The sequence below is a fragment of the Streptomyces sp. NPDC044033 genome (genome assembly GCF_056434425.1).
Window position 1 is genome coordinate 231,763 of the sequence record NZ_JBWKFF010000004.1, and the last position, 16,932, is coordinate 248,694.

Genomic DNA, 16,932 nt, shown 5'->3' on the forward strand with positions numbered 1-16,932 from the left:
GATTCGCCATCGGCAGCCCGGGAGGATGCTGGGTGGTGCCGTACCGTGCGGCGGGCATCCACCTGTCAGCAAGGGAGAAACCACCGTGGGCCAGCAGACGCTCCGGACGGCACGTCGCCGCAGGTTGGGGGCGGAACTGAGAACACTCAGGGAGGCCGCTCAGGTGTCCGTGGAGGAAGCGGCACGGAGGCTGCACGGCGATGGTTCCAAGATCAGCAGGATCGAGACGGGCAGCTATCGCGGCTCACGACTTGAGCTGGAGACCCTGCTGGACCTCTACGGTGTCCCGGAGGAAGACAAGCTGCGGGAGAGGCTGATCGCTCTGTCGACTCAGGGTCGGCAGCGAAGCTGGTGGCGGCAGCACGGTGATGCTCTGGGGCCGGGGCTCAAGGAACTGCTGTCACTGGAAGCCGACACCGCGAGAATCGCTGTCTTCCAGCCGCTGGTCGTCCCCGGCCTTCTCCAGACCAAGGAGTACGCCACTGCGATCATTGCAGGATCGGGTGAACCGCTGTCGGCGGAGGAGCTTGATTTCTACGTCTCCTTGCGAATCGAACGGCAGGAGGTGTTCCGGCGGAAAGAACCGCCGCCGTACCTCTGCTACCTGACCGAAGGCGTAGTGCGCCAGGTAGTCGATAACCCTAAAGTGATGGCCGACCAGCTCCGTCATCTCGTGCACATGAATGAGACTTCCGGGATCACCATTCAGGTCATCCCCTTCCAGGGTCCTTACGTCAACGTCGGGAGCGCCTTCATGCTCTTCTCGTATCCTGACCCCATGGACCTCGACATCGTCTATGTCGAGTACCTGGATGGCACGCTCTTCTTGCAGGAGGACGCCACGGTCTCGAAATACCGCAATACATTCGATGCGCTGAGGTCAGCAGCGCTGTCGTCCGGGCAGTCCATGAAATTGATCTCCTCGATCGCACAAGAACTTGATGAATAGGCAGAGGGGTATCCTTCGTGATGCGGTACAGCCTTCCCGAGCAGGATTGGACCAAGTCCTCCTACAGTGGTTCGCAGCAGTCTGATTGCGTCGAGACGCAGTACACCGCCGACGGCTTGGTCGCTGTGGGCGACAGCAAGGATCGCGCCTCGGGTGCGTTCGTTTTCTCTCCGGTGGCATGGATGGATTTTGTGCTTGCTGTGAAGTGTGGCGAGTTAGGGGACATGTAGCGAGGCTGACAGGCGCGGTTTAGGCCGGGCCGTCCGACGAAGGGCCACTCTGTGATCCGGAATAATTTGCCTAAGGGTCGGTGGGAGAAGTCTTCCTACAGCGCTGACCAAGGCTCGACGTGCGTGGAAACTCAATCTACTGACGATGGGTTGGTCGCCGTGGGAGATAGTAAAGAGCGCGCCTTGGGTGCGTTCGTTTTCCCCCTGGCTGCATGGGCGGAGTTCGTGGGTTCCGTGAAGCGTGGTGAGTTGGGTGACATGTGGCGAGGCTGACAGGCGCGGTTTAGGTCGGGTCGTCCGACGAAGGGCTACTCTGTGATCCGGAATAATTTGCCTAAGGGTCGGTGGGAGAAGTCTTCCTACAGCGGGGACCAGGGCCCGACTTGCGTGGAAACTCAATCTACAACCGACGGTCTGGTCGCCGTGGGTGACAGCAAGGAACGCGCCCTGGGCGCATTCGTCTTCCACCCGGCGGCATGGACGGCATTCGTACGTGCCGTGCAGCACGGCGAGTTCGGCGACGTATAGGCGAACTCCCCAACACGGGGCCCCAGCCAGAAGCATGGGGCTGGAGCCCCGCCCTTTGGGGTGCCGTTACCGCCGACCGCTGTCCCGTGGCCCCTCAAGGCCGCCGAGGAGTTCGTCCAGGGCCTTGCCGAGGGCTTCGGAGTTGGCCGGGGTGAACCATGTGGTGCGGATGCGTTCGTTGTTTCCGTTCGGGGTTTCGTGGTCGGCCGCGAGCTGGTGCAGGGAGCGGGTCCGGTCGCTCAGGGAGCGGCCGACGCCCTGGAAGAGGCTGCGCACGTAGCTGTCCGCGCTATCGGGGGCGATGCCGTGGCCGACGGCCCACGATGTGAGCGTGGCGAGATACGAGTAGTGGGTGGTCAGCGTGCCCGTCAGCGCGGAGAAGGCGTTGAAGGCCGCCTCGTCCTCGGCCGGGAGCACGCCGCCCAGGCGCTCGAAGAGGGAGTCCGCGGCGGGGTGCGAGGGGTACGTGACCGTGATGGAGCGGCGTTCGCGTACGGCGGGCAGGGGGATCGCCCGTACCAGTGGGGCGTCCGTGGCCAGGGTCTGGCGCAGGTCGTCGATGCCGACGCCGGCCATCACGTTGATGACCAGCTTTCCGCCGTCCACCCTCAAGCCGGCGAGCGCTTCGTGCCGGTCCTGGCGGCGCACGGCGATGATCAGTACCTCGGCACGGTCCACCACCTCCTGGTTGCCGGCGCACACCCGCACGTTCTCGAAGCGCTCGGACAACTCGGCGACCGTGCCCGCTCCCCGAGGTGACAGGAAGACCTCCGGAGACTCGTCTTCCCCTTCGCACAGGCCCGTCACGATGGCCCGGCCGATCTCGCCCACTCCGATGATGCCGATGCGTTTCACTGCGTCTTGCCTCCATGGCGTGCCGGGGCGACCCGGGCCGGTCCGGGTCGGTGAGGTCGAGTCCGTACTGCTCGGGTCTGTCTCGCGGGCATAGCGATGTCGACTGCCTGAGCTGGGTGTTGGGGCCCGCGAGCCGGAACACCGGGTGTTCCGGACCCGGTCGACGCTAGCCGAGCGCCCGATCGACGCGATTGAGAGTTTTTGCGCCAGGACGCAATAATCTTGCATGCCCGAACCGCTGCCGCCCCGCCTGGACGAGATCGACACGCAACTCCTGGACCTCTTCCAGCGCGACGCCGGACGTACCCTGCACGACCTCGGCGAACGGGTCGGGCTCTCACCGAGCGCTGTCCAGCGGCGGATCGCCCGTTACCGCAAGGACGGCCTCATCACCGGGCAGGTCGCCGTCCTCGACCCGCACCGCCTCGGCCCCACGGTCCTGGCCGTGGTCCTGGTGACCCTCGGCGAGGAATCGTTCGGGCACCAACGCGCCTTCGCCGAACGGATGCTCTCCGACCCGCAGGTTCAGCAGTGTTACCAGGTCGCGGGGGCATGGGACTACGCGGTCGTCCTGGCCGCGCGGAGCATGCGCGAATGCAGCCGCCTGGGCGACCGCCTGTTCAACGCGGACGACAACGTCAGGCGTTACGAAACCCTGCTCGTGTTCGACACCATCAAGACGGGCCTGGCCCTCCCGCTTCCCATGCCGCAGCCCTCTCGGCCTCAAGACGGGCGGGCGTGAGCGGGGCGGCTCAGGGGAGGCGCAAATGAAGCCGCCTGCCCCGTGGTTCAGGCCGGGTCGTCCGCCAGTTCCGCCACGCCCGTGATGCGGTGCAGCGGGTACGTACGGACCTCGTCGGCCGTGTGGTCGTACGCCGTCACGAAGCCGCCCTCCACCCGCACCGGGGCGATGACGCGCTGGCTGGCCGCCCCGTCCGCGTTGACGTAGCCGATCCATACGGCGGAGCCGGTGAGGGCCGCCGCCTGCATGGTGGCCAGGGTCTCGGCGGAGGTGGTGCGGGGCAGGCGGCCGTTGGCGGGGGGCGGGGAGGAGGGGGTCTGGGACGGTTTGCGTTCGGCGGTGGCCGCCAGGTCGCCGGCCCTGATGGCCCGTACCGCCGCGCCGAGCAGCGTCTCGTCCGGGACCGGCGGGCCGTCCGGCACGGGGGCGGGCGCGGTACGGGCCGGGGTGCGGTGGGCGTCGGCGCGGGCCACGACGACGTCGCCCTCGGCGGACTCGGCGGCGGGCGCGTAACCCATGGCGCGCAGCCCCTCCAGGAGCGCGTCCGGGGCGGTCTGCGCGGCGAGGACCGTCGGGGCCAGGCGGCGCAGCCGCAGGTTCGCCGAGCGGCGGTCGGCCAGGATCTCGGCCAGCAACGCGTCGTCGTCGCAGCGCAGGTACGCCGAGGCCGCGCCCACCCGCAGCCGGCCGTGTTTGCGGGCCACGTCGTCGATCAGATACGCCAGCGGCTGCGGCACCGGGGTCCGCGAGTGCTCCGTCAGGAACGCCTGGAGGTCCACGGCCGTCCTGCCCGCGTCCAGCGCGCGCCGCACCGAGCCGGGCGTGAAGCGGTAGACCGTGGCGCCGCCCTTCGACTCCACGTCGGCCAGCACGCCGAGCATGGCCGCCAGCGGGCGCTCCAGCGGGCCGGGTGCCACCGCCGTCAGGTCCGCCTGGAGGAGTACGTGGTCGAGCGGGGTCGGCAGGAGCGGGGCCAGCAGCTCCGCCGCTTCCTGGAGGCGCGACTCCGGCGGCCCCAGCAGCGCCCGGCCGTGCGCCGCCAGCACGCCCCGGCCCGTAACCCCCAGCAGCTCCGTCTCCGCCAGCGTCCAGCGCGCGATGCGCGAGCGGAGGTCCGTCGTCTCCGAGGCGGCCCCGCCGCGCAGCGGGCGTTCCCAGCGGAGCCGGGCCAGCAGGGAGTCCGGGGTCACCGCCGTGCCCTCCGGCGCCTCCGCCAGCAGCCGCAGCGCGCGGACCCGGACGTCCGGCGCCTGCGAGCGGTCCAGGTCCGGGCCGAGCGCCGCGAGCGTACGGGCCTTCGCGTCGCGGGTCCCCACCAGCCCCGCGGTACGGGTCCCCGCCAGCCACGCCGTCGCCAGCCGGGCCCAGCGGTCCTCGGCCGGGAGCGCCAGCCAGTCGTCGTACGCGGGTGTCGGCGCGTAGCGCTCATCGGTCTCGCCGTCCGAGGCCAGCAGTCCCGCCCCGTACGCCAGCTCGATCCAGAACGCCGCCACCGGTTCCGTCACGTCCAGCACCGACGCCGCCCGCTTCAGGTCGCGCACGCTCAGCCCGCCGGCCCGCAGCACGAGCGGGCCGGTGCCCGTCTCCCACTCCTTGAGCAGCTCCTCGACCGTGGTCAGCGCCGTGAACGCCTGGGCCGCCGCCGACGCGTCCACCGCCCGCGCGCCGTACTCGGCGGCCGGTACGAGCGCGGGCGGCGTCGGCTCCGTCGTACGGTGCGCCAGCCCCGCGCGCAGGTACAGCGCCGCCTCCCGCGGCAGCACCACGTTGCCCGGCGCGGAGGGCAGGAGCAGGCCGCGGTCCAGCAGCCACTGGAGGTGCGGGGCCGGATGCGCGGTCACGGAACCGTACGGCGGGCCCCACACCAGCCGGTCCAGGACCTCCACGGACCGCGGCGGCGCCTGCCCGAGCAGCGCCGCCATGCGCGTACGGTCGCCGAACAGCTCCGCCAGCGCCGTGACGGCCGAGACCGGGTCGTGCGTCGCCGTCAGCCCGGCCGCCCCGATGATCCCCTGGAGACGGCCCGGCGACATGCCGGCCGTCGCCTCGGCCACGGTGGGGCCCAGGCCCGTGGGCGACGGGTTCGTGGGGGAGGGCGACAGCAGCTCGCGCGCCGTGCGGACGAGGCGGAGGCGGTCGTCCGCGCCCCAGATGAGGGCTTGCGCGCGGAGGGTCGCCACGGCGTGCGGCAGGTTCCGGACGGTGGCCTCGGTGTGCGGTTCGGGGTTCTGGCCCGTCATGAGCGCGCTGAGGCGTTCGTACGGGCAGAGGTCCGGGGCCACCGCCAGCGCCTCGGCGGTCTGGAGGGCGAACCGGTCCAGGCGCTCCAGCGCCCGTACGACGGAGGCGCGGGTCCCGGCGCGGGTGGCCAGCTGGGTGAGGTCGCCGGGCACGGGGGTGAGGAGGTCCGGGCGGGCGTGCAGCAGGGCGGCGAGGCCGTCGTCGGGGCGGGTGCGCAGCTCTTCGGCGAGCGTGCGGGGCGCTCCTGGAGGGGTGTCGCTGTGGGCGGGGTCCCGATGCCGCGCGGTGGTCATTCTGCCAACGGTACCGGAGCGCCCCGCTGGGCTTGTGGGGGTTTGGGTGCGCGGGGCCGGGCGGCGCCCGGCTGGGGGAGGGGCGCGCGCTCCGGTTTCTCCCGCGCTCCGGCGGCGGGGAGCCCCCGGGCGGTCCGTGCGGGGTGTCCGTGGCGGTGGGGCTCGGCTAGCGTCGTCTGCGGCACGCGCGCACCTTCGCACTCCCTGGTTCTGACCGCGTCTCGGCGTTGAGTTGAGGGGAATCACCATGGCAGCGACAGCACACGGCGCAGGCGGCAGCCCCGCCCCCACACCCGACGAGGTCGGGGCGATGTACGACGAGTTCGGCGACATGCTCGGCATGCTGCTCGGCGGGACCGCCGTCCATATCGGCATGTACGTACCGCACGGCGAGCGTTCGCCCGTCTCCTCCCTGGTCGGCCTCGCCGACATCGGGCAGGACCAGCAGACCGAGTTCCTGATCGACACCATCGACCTGGGGCCGGACGCCCATCTGCTCGACATCGGGTGCGGCACCGGCGGGCCCGCCATCCGGCTGGCGGAGCGCAGCGGGGGGCGGGTCACCGGGATCACGGTCAGCAGGGGGCAGCTGGCGCACTGCGAGGAGCGGCTGCAGGCGTCGGCGGAGGCGGTGGTGGGGCGGGCGTCTGTGGCGGACCGGGCCTCGGGGGCGGGGCGGGCCCCGTCGGCGGGGCGGGCGTCTGTGGCGGACCGGGTGGAGTTCGCCCGCGCGAACGCCATGGAGCTCGGCTACGCGGACGCCTCCTTCGACGCCGCCTGGTCCATCGACTGCATCCCGCACCTCTCGGACCGCCCCGCCGGGCTGCGCGAGGCGTACCGCGTGCTGCGGCCGGGCGGGCGGTTCCTGATGACGGACTTCACGCTGCGCGGCGTCCCGGACGAGGCGGGGGTGGCCGCCTACACCCAGCTGTGGACCTGTCCGCCGATCCGGCCGTTCGGAGAACTGCTCAGCGAGGTGGAGGAGGCCGGGTTCCGCGTCACGAAGATCCAGAGCATGACGTCCAACGCGGTGCTGTCCGGCGAGCTGATGAACGCGCTGTACCAGGAGCGGCGGAAGGAGATCGAGGAGCGGTACGGGAAGGAGATGACGGCCCGTACCGACCCGCTGATGGAGCCCTTCCGCGACTTCTGCCGGGACCACGTGGACTACTACCTGCTGTTGCTGCGCAAGGAGGGGGACTGACGCGCGCGGGGGCGAGGGCGGGGGATGGGCGGTGGGTGACGGGCGATGGGCGACATAGTCCCCTTCGTCTGGATACCGCGTCGATCCCCTCTTGATCCGCTTCTGTGAGAGTGGCGGTGACGGCCGGGCGAAAACCCGAAGTCCGGCCCTGTCACTGAGGAGTTGACGACCATGCAGAGAGTCACGTCGTTAGTCGCCGCCCCGGCTGCCGCCCTCGCGCTGGCGGCAGTCGCCGCGCTGAGCGCTTCCCCCGCTTTCGCGGCTTCCCCCACTTCCCACGCTTCCGCCCCGACGGCGAAGGCGGCGACCGCGTGCGACGCCATCGCGGAGGGCAACGAGGTCAAGACCGCCGACGGCTGGCGGGCGGCCACCGCGTGGAACGTGAACTGTGCCGAGGCGCGCACGGTGCGGGTCGAGATCGAGTACGGCGACGGCAACGGCAAGACCGTGGTCAAGGAGCGGGAGGTGGCCGCCGGGGGCACCTGGAACGACACCGATGTGCTGCCCACCGCACGCGGCGTGAACTGCATCGTCTACTTCTTCGAGAACGGCGAGCCGCTCACCCATTACTCCATCGTCTGGGACTGACGGGTTGATGGGCTGACGGATTGACGGATTGACGGACTGACGGGCTGATGGCTTGTGTGCTGACGGTCTGACGTCCCGACCGCCTGACGTTCTGAGAACCGGCCGGGCCCCCGGGGCGCCATGCGCGCCGCTCGCCGGGGCCCGGTCGGGTTCGGTTCAGCTCGCGCCCTCAGTCCCACCCTTGACGGCCCGCCAGTCTCCTCCGTACGGAAGCCGGTTGCGGTCCGCGAGGTGCGCCGTTCGCGGTTCCGGCAGGGCAGCCCAGCCGCTGGTCGGGTGAATTCGCCGTGCGCCCCGGTGGGCGTGGTGGGCACTGCGCGGGTGGGGCCCGCGCGGTACCGTCGGGGGCGGCAACCGAACGGGCCCGTAGGGGATTTGGTGGGGATCGAGAGCGATCAGCTCGTTTATGACTATTTGAGCCGGGTCGGAGACCTGGCTCAGCAGCGCGGGCTGCCGTCCGGCGACCGAATGCGCCTGGTGGCGCGGTTGCGCAGCGAGATCGACCAGCAGCGCGCGGCCCTCGGCATGGCGGAGAACCCCAGCGCCGTGAAGCGCATCCTGACCAAAATGGGCACCCCCGACAAGATCGTGGAGGGCGCGGGTCCGGCCGACGGCGGTACGGACGGGGCCAACGCCGCGCCCGTGCACTCGCCCGTCACGGGGCGACCGCGTACGTCCGCGCGCGAGAAGCTCTCGGGGCTCACCGGCCTCGCGGGGCGCGGCGGCCGGGGCGGGTCCGCCGCCAAGGTGCCCGCGCCGCGCACCGAGGGCGAGCCCGAGCGTTCCCCTACGGCCGCGCTGCCGCCCCACCTCGCGGGCGAGGACGAGCTGGGATCGGGCGTGGACGCCCCGGACTGGTGGCGGATCGAACCGGTGCCGTTCACCGAGGGCGAGACCGTGCACGGCTTCGTCGGCGGCATCGAGATACCCGAAATACTCAAGCCTCCGCCCAAACCGAAGCCGGAGTCCGGAGCCCGCGGGCCCGTCGAGCAGGCGCCGGCCGAGGACGACGAGGCCGAGGCCGAAGAAGAGGCGGCCGAGGAAGAGGAGGCCGTAGCGGGCGCGGCGGGCCGGCGCCGGCTGCGGATCATGCCGCGCCGCGGTCCGCGCGAGAGCTCCGGCGTCCGGATGAGCCCGCTGATCCTCATCGCCGCCGTCCTCCTCGTCGTGGGCGCCGTGCTCGGCAACTGGATCGTCCTCGGCCTGGGCTGGGCGCTCGCCTACAGCACGCGCCGGCTGTCCCGTACGGAGTCGCAGTGGGCCGTGATGGTCGTGCCGGGGCTCACGCTGGCGGGCGGGATCGTATGGCTGTGGGGCCGGTCCGCCGGGCACTGGGGCGATCGGATACCACAGGGGCAGATGGGCCCGGCTCTCTCCGAGACCTGGCCCGTGGTCGTCCGCGTCGCCGCCGTCGCCTCGGCGGCCTTCCTCATCTGGCGGGCCCGGCGGCAGGTCTAGGGCCTGCCGCCGGGCGGCGGCCCCCGGCCCTTGCTACTGATCACCGGCTATAGATCTCCGGCCATTGATCTCTGGTCCGGTCCGCTGCCCGATCCGGCCTGCTTCCTCGCCGGGACCGCTTCCTCGTCCGGTCCGATCCGCTGCCTGGTCCGGTCCGCCGCCCGGTCCGGTCCGCCTCCCCGTCGGGTCCGCCTCCCGTCGGGTCCGCCTCCCCGTCAGACCTGCCGCCTTCTCAGGTCCGCTTCTTCGTCAGGTCCGTCTGGAGTTCGTCGAGGATCTTGTCGGCCGCCGTGTAGCCGATGCCCTGGATCCACAGCTGGTCGTCGACCTTGAACGTCCGGCCGTTCTTCGCGGCCTTCATGTTCTTCCACAGCGCGCTGCCCGTGGCCTGCGACTCCTTCGACTTCCGCGGGTCGCCGTAGGTGGACGTGAAGACGGCGTCGGCGTCGGCCTTGTCGATCTGCTCGGGGCTGACGTCGTACGAGAACCCGTCCTTCGCCTTGTCCACGATGGCGGGCCGGCCGAGGCCGACATCGGCGAGGAGGGTGCCGATGTAGTTCTGCCTGCCGTAGATGCGGATGTCCGCGCCCTCCACGAACCGCACGACGTTGACCTCCGTGGCCTCCGCCTTCTCCCTGCCGCCCAGCGCGGCGGTGACCCGCTTCGCGTGTGCGAGGTAGTCGGCGACGACCTTTTTCGCCTCGTCCGCCTTGCCGAGCGCCGCCGCGTGCGTGGTGAAGTTGGACTTCCACGGGAAGCCGGTGGTGCCGGTCATCACGGTCGGGGCGATCTGCGACAGCTCCTCGTAACGCGTCGCGTCCCGGTCCTTGTTGGTGAGGATCAGGTCCGGCTTGAGCCCGGCGACGGCCTCCAGGTTGGGCGCGGCGATCCCGCCGACGTCCTTTATGCCGGACACCGCGCCCTTGGGCAGGTAGTCGAGGAACCCGGTCGCGACGTCGGCGTGCGTCGCGCCGACCGGCCGTACGCCGAGGGTGATCGCGGAGTCGAGTTCGGCGGTGTCGAGGACGACGACGCGCTGGGGGTGGTCCTTGACCGTCACGTCCCCCATGGCCGTCTTCACGGTGTGCGTACCGGAGCCCGAGGCCGTTCCGTGGTCCGGTCCCGGTCCCGGCCGTGAGTCCGAGCCGCAGGCCGACAGCGTGAGGGCGGTGGCCAGAGCCAGCAAGCCCGCCGCCGCACCACGGCGGCGGAGAGTGCGATGCATGTCAGGACCTCTCGTCGGTGGGGGCGGGCCCGTCGGCGCCTCCGTCCTCCCCGTCGGCCCCGGCGGGCTGTGCGCCGCGAGCTGAGACTGCCCCGGCCGACGCCGCGCCACTCGGCTCCGCCGCGGCGTCCCGTACCTCCCGCGCGGCGTCCCGTACCTCCGGTGCGGCGTCCCCGTCCTCCCGCGCCGCGTCCCGTACGTCGCCCCTTGCCTACCGCGGGCCGTCCCCGTCCTCCCGCGCGCCGTCCTGAACGCCTCGCGCGCCCCGTACGGCCGTACCGGCTCCGGCCCCCGCCTGCCACGGCGCGCCCGGCACCACCAGCGGGCTGCCCGTCACCGGGTCCGGGACCACGACCGACTCCAGGCCGAAGACCTCGCGCACCAGCCGCGCCGTGACGACCTCCGAGGGACGGCCCCGCGCCACGATCCGGCCATTCTTCATGGCCACCAGGTGATCGGCGTAGCGGGCCGCCTGGTTGAGGTCGTGCAGGACCGCGACGATCGTCCGGCCGCGTTCGTGGTTGAGCTGGCGCACCAGGTCCAGGACCTCCACCTGGTGCGAGATGTCCAGGTAGGTCGTCGGCTCGTCGAGGAGCAGCAGGTCCGTCTCCTGCGCCAGGGCCATCGCGATCCACACGCGCTGCCGCTGGCCGCCCGAGAGTTCGTCCACGGACCGTTCGGCGAGCTCGGTGGTGTCCGTACGCTCCATGGCGTCCGTGACCGCGCGCTCGTCCTCGTCCGACCACTGCCGCCACCAGTGCTGGTGCGGCTGGCGGCCGCGGGCCACCAGGTCGGCGACGGTGATCGCGTCGGGTGCGACCGGCGTCTGCGGCAGCAGGCCGACCGCCTGCGCGATCCTGCGGGTGGGGATGCGGCTCAGCTCGGCGCCGTCCAGCAGCACCGCGCCGCTCCGCGGCTTGAGCAGCCGGCCGAGCGCCCGCAGCAGCGTCGACTTGCCGCAGGCGTTGGGGCCGACGATGACGGTGACCTCGCCGTGCGGGACGTCCAGGTCCAGGCCGTCGACGACCGTACGGTCCTCGTACGCGAGGGTCAGGTCCCGGGCGGTGAGCCTGCTCGCGGGCCCGGCCGGGGTCCTGTCCGCGGTGGTGTCCGCTGCCTCGGTCACGCTTTTCCTCCGGTACGGCTGCGGATGATGAGCCAGATCAGATACGGGGCCCCGATGACGGCCGTCAGCACGCCCACCGGCAGCTCCGTCGGCGCGAACAGCCGGCGCGCCAGCAGGTCCGCCACCACCACGATGAACGCGCCCAGCAGCGCCGAGCACAGCAGCGGGATCTGCGCGGTGCGCGTCACCCGGCGGGCGATCTGCGGGGCGAGCAGCGCCACGAAGTCCACCGGCCCCGCCGCGCCCGTGGCCATCGACGCGAGCACCACGCCGAGCGCCACCAGCCCGAGCCGCACCCGGCCCAGCCGTACGCCCAGCGCCGTCGCGGTGTCGTCGTCCATCGAGACGGTGCGCTGCGCCCGGGCCGCCCAGAGCACGAACGGGCTGAGCAGCAGCAGCGCCCAGGCGAGCGGCGCCGCCTCGTCCCAACCGCGCCCGTTGAGCGAGCCGGTCATCCACACCTGGGCCTGCTGGGCCACGAGGTAGTCGCCCTTGGTCAGGAACAGCTGGGTGACGGAGCGCAGCGCGACCGCGAACCCGATGCCGATGAGGACGAACCGCGCGGCGTGCAGCCCGCCGCGCCACGCGAAGACGTAGACGAGCGCGGCCGCCACCAGCCCGCCCGCCACGGAGAGGTAGGGCAGCGTCGCGTACGAGGTCACGCCGAGCGTCATCGCGCCCACCGTCAGCGCGCTCGCGCCCTGGGTGACGCCGATGATGTCGGGGCTGGCGAGCGGGTTGCGCGCCACGGTCTGGATCAGCGCCCCGGCGATCCCGAAGGCGGCGCCGACCAGCAGCCCCACCGTCATGCGCGGCAGCCGCAGCGTCCCGACGACCAGTTCGTCGGGGGACGGCCGGTCGAGGAGGACCTTGACCACTTCGCCGGGGGCCACGAAGGACTCGCCGACGCACAGGTACGCCACGCACGCGGCGGCCAGCAGCGCGGCCAGCGCCACGGCGACGAGAGCCGCCCGCCGGTGCAGCAGGAAGGAGCCGCGTCCGGCCCGTACGAGCGTGTACCCGGCGGGGCGTACGGCAGCGGGGGCCGCGGTCATGAGGCCACCGCCTTCCGGCGGACCAGGGTCACCAGGAACGGCACCCCGATCAGCGCGGTCATCACGCCCGCCGGCACCTCGCTCGGCGGGAAGACGATACGGCCGATGACGTCGGAGACGAGCAGCATGACCGGGCCGACGAGGGCCGCCATCGGCAGCACCCACCGGTGGTCGGTGCCGACGATCGCGCGGGCGATGTGCGGGACCGCCAGGCCGACGAAGGCGATCGGCCCGGCCGCCGCGACGCCCACGCCGGTGAGGACCGTCGCGCCGAGGCCGGCCACGACGCGTACGACGGCGACGTTCTGGCCGAGCCCCTTGGCGACGTCCTCGCCCAGCGCCAGCGCGTCCAGGCCGCGCGCCACCGAGAACACCAGCACCAGCCCCACCAGCAGGAACGGCCAGACCTGGCCGACCAGCCCGGCGTCGCGACCGGCCAGCGAGCCGACCTGCCAGAAACGGAACTCGTCCAGCGCCGCGGCCCGGGTGGTGAGGACCGCGTGCGACACCGAGGCGAGCAGCGCGTTGATCGCGGCGCCCGCGAGCGCCAGCTTCACCGGGGTCGCCCCGCCGCGCCCGCTGGTGGCCACCGCGTAGACGGCGACGGACGCGAGGCCCGCGCCCGCGAAGGCGAACCACACGTACCCGGTGAGCGAGTGCACCCCGGCGAAGGCGATGGCCAGCACCACGCCCACCGAGGCGCCCTGGCTGATGCCGAGGACGCCGGGGTCGGCGATGGGGTTGCGGGTGATGCCCTGGAGGACCGTGCCGGCCATGGCGAGGGCGGCGCCGACCATCAGGCCGACGACGGTGCGGGGCAGCCGCATGGACCGTACGATCTCGGCGCTGTTGCTGGTGCCGCCGTGCAGCAGCGCGTCGACGACCTTGGACGGTGCGATCTGGCTGCTGCCGATGGAGAGACTGAGCAGGACCGCGACCAGCAGGGCGGCGACAGCGGCCGCCGTCCAGCCGATGCGGCGCCGCACCAGATGCGATCTGGGGCTGCTGATCGGGACGGCTGACATCGCTTCCACTTCGCGGGTCGGTGCGGGTCGGCGCTGCTGCTCCCCGCTGTACAGGCCGGCCGGTGCTGCTCTGTGCTGCTCTGGGCTGGTCGGTTACGTGCCGCACGGCGCCGGTCGGCTGGTTCGCGCTGGTCGACGCGGTTCGGAGTTGTGGTTAGGCGACGCTAAGTGTACGGGCAGGGGCGCGGCACAATGTTCGGCATGTCCCCGCATACCCCGAACCACGAGCCCGCCGCCCAGTCGACTGCCCGGTCCGCCGCCCAGCCGGCCGCCCAGCCCACTGTCCGCTCCGCCGAGCCCGTCTTCACCGTCGGCTTCGACCTCGACATGACCCTGATCGACTCCCGGCCCGGCATCCGGGCCGCGTTCTCGGCGCTGTCCGCGGAGACGGGCGTGTACATCGACGCCGACCTCACCACCACCCGCCTCGGCCCGCCGCTGGAACTGGAGCTCGCGCACTGGTTCCCCGCCGACCGGATCAAGCCGATCGCCGACCGCTACCGCGAGATGTACCCCGAATACGCCATCGAGCCGACGCTCGCCATGCCGGGCGCGCGGGAGGCGGTGGCAGCCGTGCGCGAACTGGGCGGGCGGACCATCGTCGTCACCGCCAAGCACGAGCCCAACGCCAAACTGCACCTGGAGCGGCTCGGCATCGGCGCCGACGCCGTGATCGGTTCACTGTGGGCCGAGGCCAAGGCCGAGGCGCTGCACGAGTACGGGGCGGCCGTCTACGTCGGCGACCACACCGGGGACGTGCGCGGGGCGCGTACGGCCGGTGCGCTGTCCGTGGCGGTGGCGACCGGGCCGTGCGGCGCGGACGAACTGCGCTCGGAGGGCGCGGACGCCGTGCTCGACGACCTGACGGAGTTCCCCGAGTGGGTGCGCGGCTATGTCAGGGAACGGGCCTGACGCCGCTCCTGCGAGATCGAGCGCAGCACGCCCGCCGCGGCGATGACGAAGCCGACGCCCATGAGCATGCAGACGACATAAGCGGCCGACGGCAGCGGGTGCAGGCCCAGGAACAGCGGGGCGACGGTGACCAGGGTGGCCACCGCGCCGACCATGAAGACGATCGCACCGATCCGTACGAGCAGGTCACCGGCGTGCTTGGGGCTTGAGGGCGCGGGGGTCAGGACCCCGGCGGAAGGAGTATCACTCACCTCAACAGGGTAGGTCCCCTAGCCCCGGGGCGTTTGTCCCCATGGACCAAAGCGCTGCGGAACCACCCGAAGACGTCTTGTCACCGGGCCCGGGACCATTAGCCTTGGTGATGGCGGGTCTTGCGGCCCGCTGTAGTGCTATCCAGAGCCGTTTTCAGCTGCTTTTCCCGACGAGTACGAGGACGAGGACAGACGTGCCTACCGGCAAGGTCAAGTGGTTCAACAGCGAGAAGGGCTTCGGCTTTCTCTCCCGTGACGACGGCGGCGACGTCTTCGTGCACTCCTCAGTACTCCCGGACGGAGTCGAGGCGCTCAAGCCCGGCCAGCGCGTTGAATTCGGTGTCGTAGCGGGCCAGCGCGGCGACCAGGCGCTCACCGTGACGCTCCTCGACCCCGCCCCGTCGGTCGCGGCGGCACAGCGCCGCAAGCCCGACGAACTCGCCTCGATCGTCCAGGACCTCACCACGCTCCTGGAGAACGTCACCCAGCAACTGGAGCGGGGCCGCTACCCCGACAAGGCCCACGGCGGAAAGATCGCGGGCATGCTGCGGGCGGTGGCGGACCAGCTGGACGTCTGAGGATGTGACCGGTCCGGTTCACCGGTTCCCGCGCGGCGTGGACGGGCGGGCCGTGCCCCTCCGGCGCGGGGAGGCACGGTGGCGCCCTCGCTGCGGGGCGTCGGCTGTCCGGACCGGAAGGGCGGAACTCACGGCAGGTCGTGCGCCGATGCGGCGCCCTCGCCGCGCAGGACCGCGAGCGGGCACGTACGCGCGGCCAGGCCGCGAGCGCGCGCGTCCGCGAGGCCCTGGTCGTCCTGCACGCCCGGCTCGGCCTTGTCTACGGTGCCTGCGATCTGATCGTCACCCCGGACGGCGACGTCGTTTTCCTGGAGACGAACCAGAACGGTGAATGGGGGTGGCTCGCCGCCGAGTGCGGTCTGCCGATCGCCCCGGCGCTCGCCGATGTCCTGACCCGAGGGGACGGAACCACGTGAACGGCTCTCACGGAACCGGCGCCTGGCGGGAGCATGCCAGGGCCCTGGCCGACGCGCTGGAGAAGACCGGGGACATCACCGACCCGGTGTGGCGGGAGGCGTTCGCGCGGGTGCCCCGTCATGAATTCGTCGGGCACTTCGCCCGTACCGCGCTCAGCGACCGGGGCACCCGCTACGAGCTCGTTTCCGGCGACGCCCCCGGCCAGTACGGGCAGTGGCTGGACGCCGTGTACTCCGACACCACGCTGGTGACCCAGATCGAGGGCCGCCCGGTCGAGGAGTTCCTCGCCGCCGGCAGCGGATACGGACAGCATTCCAGCTCCTCGACCGCCCCCGGTCTCATGGCGCGGATGCTCGCCGCCCTGCGCCTGGCCGACGGCGACACCGTGCTGGAGATCGGCACCGGCACCGGCTATAACGCGGCGTTGCTGTGCGAGCGCCTCGGGAGCGAGCGCGTCACCTCGGTCGACATCGACGCGCGCCTCGTCGACCGGGCCCGCGGCCGGCTGGCGCACCTCGGGTACCGGCCCCGTCTGGCCGTGCGTGACGGGCGCAGCGGCAGCCCCGAGCACGCCCCCTTCGACCGGGTGGTCGCCACCTGCGGACTGCCGTACGTGCCGCCGGAGTGGATCGCGCAGACGCGGCCCGGCGGGCTGATCCTCACCAACCTCACCGGCCTGCTCGGCGGCGCGATGCTGCTGGCTCAGGTGACCGGCGACGGCACGGCAAGGGGCCGTTTCCTGCCGCGGTGGGCGGGGTTCATGCCCTCCCGCCACCCTCAGCCCCAGGGCGACTACGCCGAGGAGTACACCACCGGCAGTACGACGCTCGACCCCGCGGTCCTCGATGACCAGGCGTTCGCCTTCCTCGCCCAGCTCCATCTCCCCGGCGTACGCCCGTACACGGCCGGTAACGGCGGCCGTCACCTCTTCGGCCTGCGCGCCCCCGATACCTCCTGGGCCGAGGTCTACGAACCGGACGCCACCGGATACCGCTACGTCGAACAGGGCGGCCCGCGCCGGCTGTGGAGCTGGGTGGAGGAGGCCCACGCGCTGTGGACGCGGGCCCGACGGCCGGACTGGACCCGCTTCGGCTTCTCCGCCGAACCCGGCCGTCAACGGGTTTCCCTGGAGGGCAGTGGGAGTTGGGAGCTTCCCGGCTGACCGGGGCCGTGCTGGGCCCTCGCCCCGACGACACCCGCTGCTCGGGGGCGCGGGCGCGCGCCCTCAGCGGGCCCGCGCCCCCCGGGCCAGAGC

General features: G+C 72.1%; 19 protein-coding genes. 12 read left to right on the forward strand and 7 right to left on the reverse strand.

The window, feature by feature from the left end:
• The first annotated feature begins 85 nt into the window (after window positions 1–85).
• From AC07AB_RS10520 to AC07AB_RS10535, 4 genes are read left to right on the forward strand one after another with little or no spacing between them, the layout of a single operon-like run.
• A complete protein-coding gene (locus tag AC07AB_RS10520; RefSeq protein ID WP_478563238.1) occupies window positions 86–949 on the forward strand; it encodes a helix-turn-helix domain-containing protein in 864 nt (287 codons plus the stop codon).
• Between the two features lie 20 nt (window positions 950–969).
• Window positions 970–1,179, forward strand: a complete 210-nt coding sequence (locus tag AC07AB_RS10525) for a DUF397 domain-containing protein (RefSeq protein ID WP_478563594.1) — start codon at window positions 970–972, stop codon at window positions 1,177–1,179.
• Window positions 1,180–1,230: 51 nt separating this feature from the next.
• Complete coding sequence (locus AC07AB_RS10530) at window positions 1,231–1,452, forward strand: DUF397 domain-containing protein (RefSeq protein WP_478563241.1); 222 nt, start codon at window positions 1,231–1,233, stop codon at window positions 1,450–1,452.
• Between the two features lie 42 nt (window positions 1,453–1,494).
• The gene (locus tag AC07AB_RS10535; RefSeq protein WP_478563244.1) at window positions 1,495–1,707 is read left to right on the forward strand and encodes a DUF397 domain-containing protein; all 213 of its coding nucleotides are present in this window, start codon (window positions 1,495–1,497) and stop codon (window positions 1,705–1,707) included.
• A gap of 66 nt (window positions 1,708–1,773) precedes the next feature.
• On the opposite strand, the gene AC07AB_RS10540 is transcribed toward AC07AB_RS10535, so the two are convergent.
• Complete coding sequence (locus AC07AB_RS10540; RefSeq protein ID WP_478563247.1) at window positions 1,774–2,562, reverse strand: NAD(P)-binding domain-containing protein; 789 nt, start codon at window positions 2,560–2,562, stop codon at window positions 1,774–1,776.
• Between the two features lie 226 nt (window positions 2,563–2,788).
• On the opposite strand from AC07AB_RS10540, the gene AC07AB_RS10545 reads away from it, so the two are divergent.
• Entirely contained in the window at window positions 2,789–3,304 is a 516-nt protein-coding gene (locus AC07AB_RS10545; RefSeq protein WP_478563250.1) for an Lrp/AsnC family transcriptional regulator, read from the forward strand.
• Between the two features lie 47 nt (window positions 3,305–3,351).
• Here AC07AB_RS10545 and AC07AB_RS10550 read toward each other — a convergent pair whose 3' ends face one another.
• Window positions 3,352–5,838 carry a helicase-associated domain-containing protein gene (locus AC07AB_RS10550; RefSeq protein WP_478563252.1) on the reverse strand — a complete coding sequence of 829 codons (2,487 nt, stop codon included), beginning with the start codon at window positions 5,836–5,838 and terminating at the stop codon, window positions 3,352–3,354.
• Between the two features lie 247 nt (window positions 5,839–6,085).
• On the opposite strand from AC07AB_RS10550, the gene AC07AB_RS10555 reads away from it, so the two are divergent.
• The 3 genes from AC07AB_RS10555 (at window position 6,086) to AC07AB_RS10565 (ending at window position 9,088) form a co-directional block, all read left to right on the forward strand.
• On the forward strand, window positions 6,086–7,042 hold the full coding sequence (locus AC07AB_RS10555) for a methyltransferase domain-containing protein (protein WP_478563255.1): 957 nt from the start codon (window positions 6,086–6,088) through the stop codon (window positions 7,040–7,042).
• 171 nt (window positions 7,043–7,213) lie between these two features.
• Window positions 7,214–7,630 carry a hypothetical protein gene (locus tag AC07AB_RS10560; protein WP_478563257.1) on the forward strand — a complete coding sequence of 139 codons (417 nt, stop codon included), beginning with the start codon at window positions 7,214–7,216 and terminating at the stop codon, window positions 7,628–7,630.
• Window positions 7,631–8,008: 378 nt separating this feature from the next.
• Entirely contained in the window at window positions 8,009–9,088 is a 1,080-nt protein-coding gene (locus tag AC07AB_RS10565) for a hypothetical protein (protein ID WP_478563260.1), read from the forward strand.
• A gap of 232 nt (window positions 9,089–9,320) precedes the next feature.
• On the opposite strand, the gene AC07AB_RS10570 is transcribed toward AC07AB_RS10565, so the two are convergent.
• From AC07AB_RS10570 to AC07AB_RS10585, 4 genes are all read right to left on the reverse strand, one after another.
• Complete coding sequence (locus AC07AB_RS10570) at window positions 9,321–10,313, reverse strand: ABC transporter substrate-binding protein (protein WP_478563263.1); 993 nt, start codon at window positions 10,311–10,313, stop codon at window positions 9,321–9,323.
• Window positions 10,314–10,524: 211 nt separating this feature from the next.
• Complete coding sequence (locus AC07AB_RS10575; RefSeq protein ID WP_478563266.1) at window positions 10,525–11,439, reverse strand: ABC transporter ATP-binding protein; 915 nt, start codon at window positions 11,437–11,439, stop codon at window positions 10,525–10,527.
• Window positions 11,436–12,494: a FecCD family ABC transporter permease gene (locus tag AC07AB_RS10580; protein WP_478563268.1), complete on the reverse strand. Its 1,059-nt coding sequence runs from the start codon at window positions 12,492–12,494 to the stop codon at window positions 11,436–11,438. Before AC07AB_RS10580 ends, AC07AB_RS10575 begins: the two co-directional genes overlap by 4 nt.
• Complete coding sequence (locus AC07AB_RS10585; protein WP_478563271.1) at window positions 12,491–13,519, reverse strand: FecCD family ABC transporter permease; 1,029 nt, start codon at window positions 13,517–13,519, stop codon at window positions 12,491–12,493. The genes AC07AB_RS10580 and AC07AB_RS10585 overlap by 4 nt, the downstream gene beginning before the upstream one ends.
• Before the next feature lie 327 nt (window positions 13,520–13,846).
• Between AC07AB_RS10585 and AC07AB_RS10590 the strand changes: the two genes are divergently transcribed.
• On the forward strand, window positions 13,847–14,431 hold the full coding sequence (locus tag AC07AB_RS10590; RefSeq protein WP_478563597.1) for an HAD family hydrolase: 585 nt from the start codon (window positions 13,847–13,849) through the stop codon (window positions 14,429–14,431).
• Here the strand turns inward: AC07AB_RS10590 and AC07AB_RS10595 are convergent.
• Window positions 14,410–14,682 (reverse strand): hypothetical protein, encoded by a 273-nt coding sequence (locus AC07AB_RS10595; RefSeq protein WP_478563274.1) that lies wholly within the window; start codon window positions 14,680–14,682, stop codon window positions 14,410–14,412. The two genes, AC07AB_RS10590 and AC07AB_RS10595, sit on opposite strands and share 22 nt — an antisense overlap.
• A 194-nt stretch (window positions 14,683–14,876) precedes the next feature.
• Here AC07AB_RS10595 and AC07AB_RS10600 point away from each other — a divergent pair, with 194 nt between their 5' ends.
• The 3 genes from AC07AB_RS10600 (at window position 14,877) to tgmC (ending at window position 16,839) form a co-directional block, all read left to right on the forward strand.
• Complete coding sequence (locus tag AC07AB_RS10600) at window positions 14,877–15,260, forward strand: cold-shock protein (RefSeq protein WP_478563277.1); 384 nt, start codon at window positions 14,877–14,879, stop codon at window positions 15,258–15,260.
• 140 nt (window positions 15,261–15,400) lie between these two features.
• On the forward strand, window positions 15,401–15,676 hold the full coding sequence (locus tag AC07AB_RS10605) for a hypothetical protein (RefSeq protein ID WP_478563280.1): 276 nt from the start codon (window positions 15,401–15,403) through the stop codon (window positions 15,674–15,676).
• A complete protein-coding gene (gene tgmC, locus AC07AB_RS10610; RefSeq protein ID WP_478563282.1) occupies window positions 15,673–16,839 on the forward strand; it encodes an ATP-grasp peptide maturase system methyltransferase in 1,167 nt (388 codons plus the stop codon). The genes AC07AB_RS10605 and tgmC overlap by 4 nt, the downstream gene beginning before the upstream one ends.
• The last annotated feature ends 93 nt before the right edge of the window (window positions 16,840–16,932 follow it).

Excerpts from the sequence above, each read along its gene's own strand:
- AC07AB_RS10525 (WP_478563594.1), top strand. The coding sequence starts at position 970 with ATGCGGTACAGCCTTCCCGAGCAGGATTGGACCAAGTCCTCCTACAGT.
- AC07AB_RS10545 (WP_478563250.1), top strand. The coding sequence starts at position 2,789 with ATGCCCGAACCGCTGCCGCCCCGCCTGGACGAGATCGACACGCAACTC.
- AC07AB_RS10550 (WP_478563252.1), bottom strand. The coding sequence starts at position 5,838 with ATGACCACCGCGCGGCATCGGGACCCCGCCCACAGCGACACCCCTCCA.
- AC07AB_RS10555 (WP_478563255.1), top strand. The coding sequence starts at position 6,086 with ATGGCAGCGACAGCACACGGCGCAGGCGGCAGCCCCGCCCCCACACCC.
- AC07AB_RS10560 (WP_478563257.1), top strand. The coding sequence starts at position 7,214 with ATGCAGAGAGTCACGTCGTTAGTCGCCGCCCCGGCTGCCGCCCTCGCG.
- AC07AB_RS10570 (WP_478563263.1), bottom strand. The coding sequence starts at position 10,313 with ATGCATCGCACTCTCCGCCGCCGTGGTGCGGCGGCGGGCTTGCTGGCT.
- AC07AB_RS10580 (WP_478563268.1), bottom strand. The coding sequence starts at position 12,494 with ATGACCGCGGCCCCCGCTGCCGTACGCCCCGCCGGGTACACGCTCGTA.
- AC07AB_RS10585 (WP_478563271.1), bottom strand. The coding sequence starts at position 13,519 with ATGTCAGCCGTCCCGATCAGCAGCCCCAGATCGCATCTGGTGCGGCGC.
- AC07AB_RS10590 (WP_478563597.1), top strand. The coding sequence starts at position 13,847 with ATGACCCTGATCGACTCCCGGCCCGGCATCCGGGCCGCGTTCTCGGCG.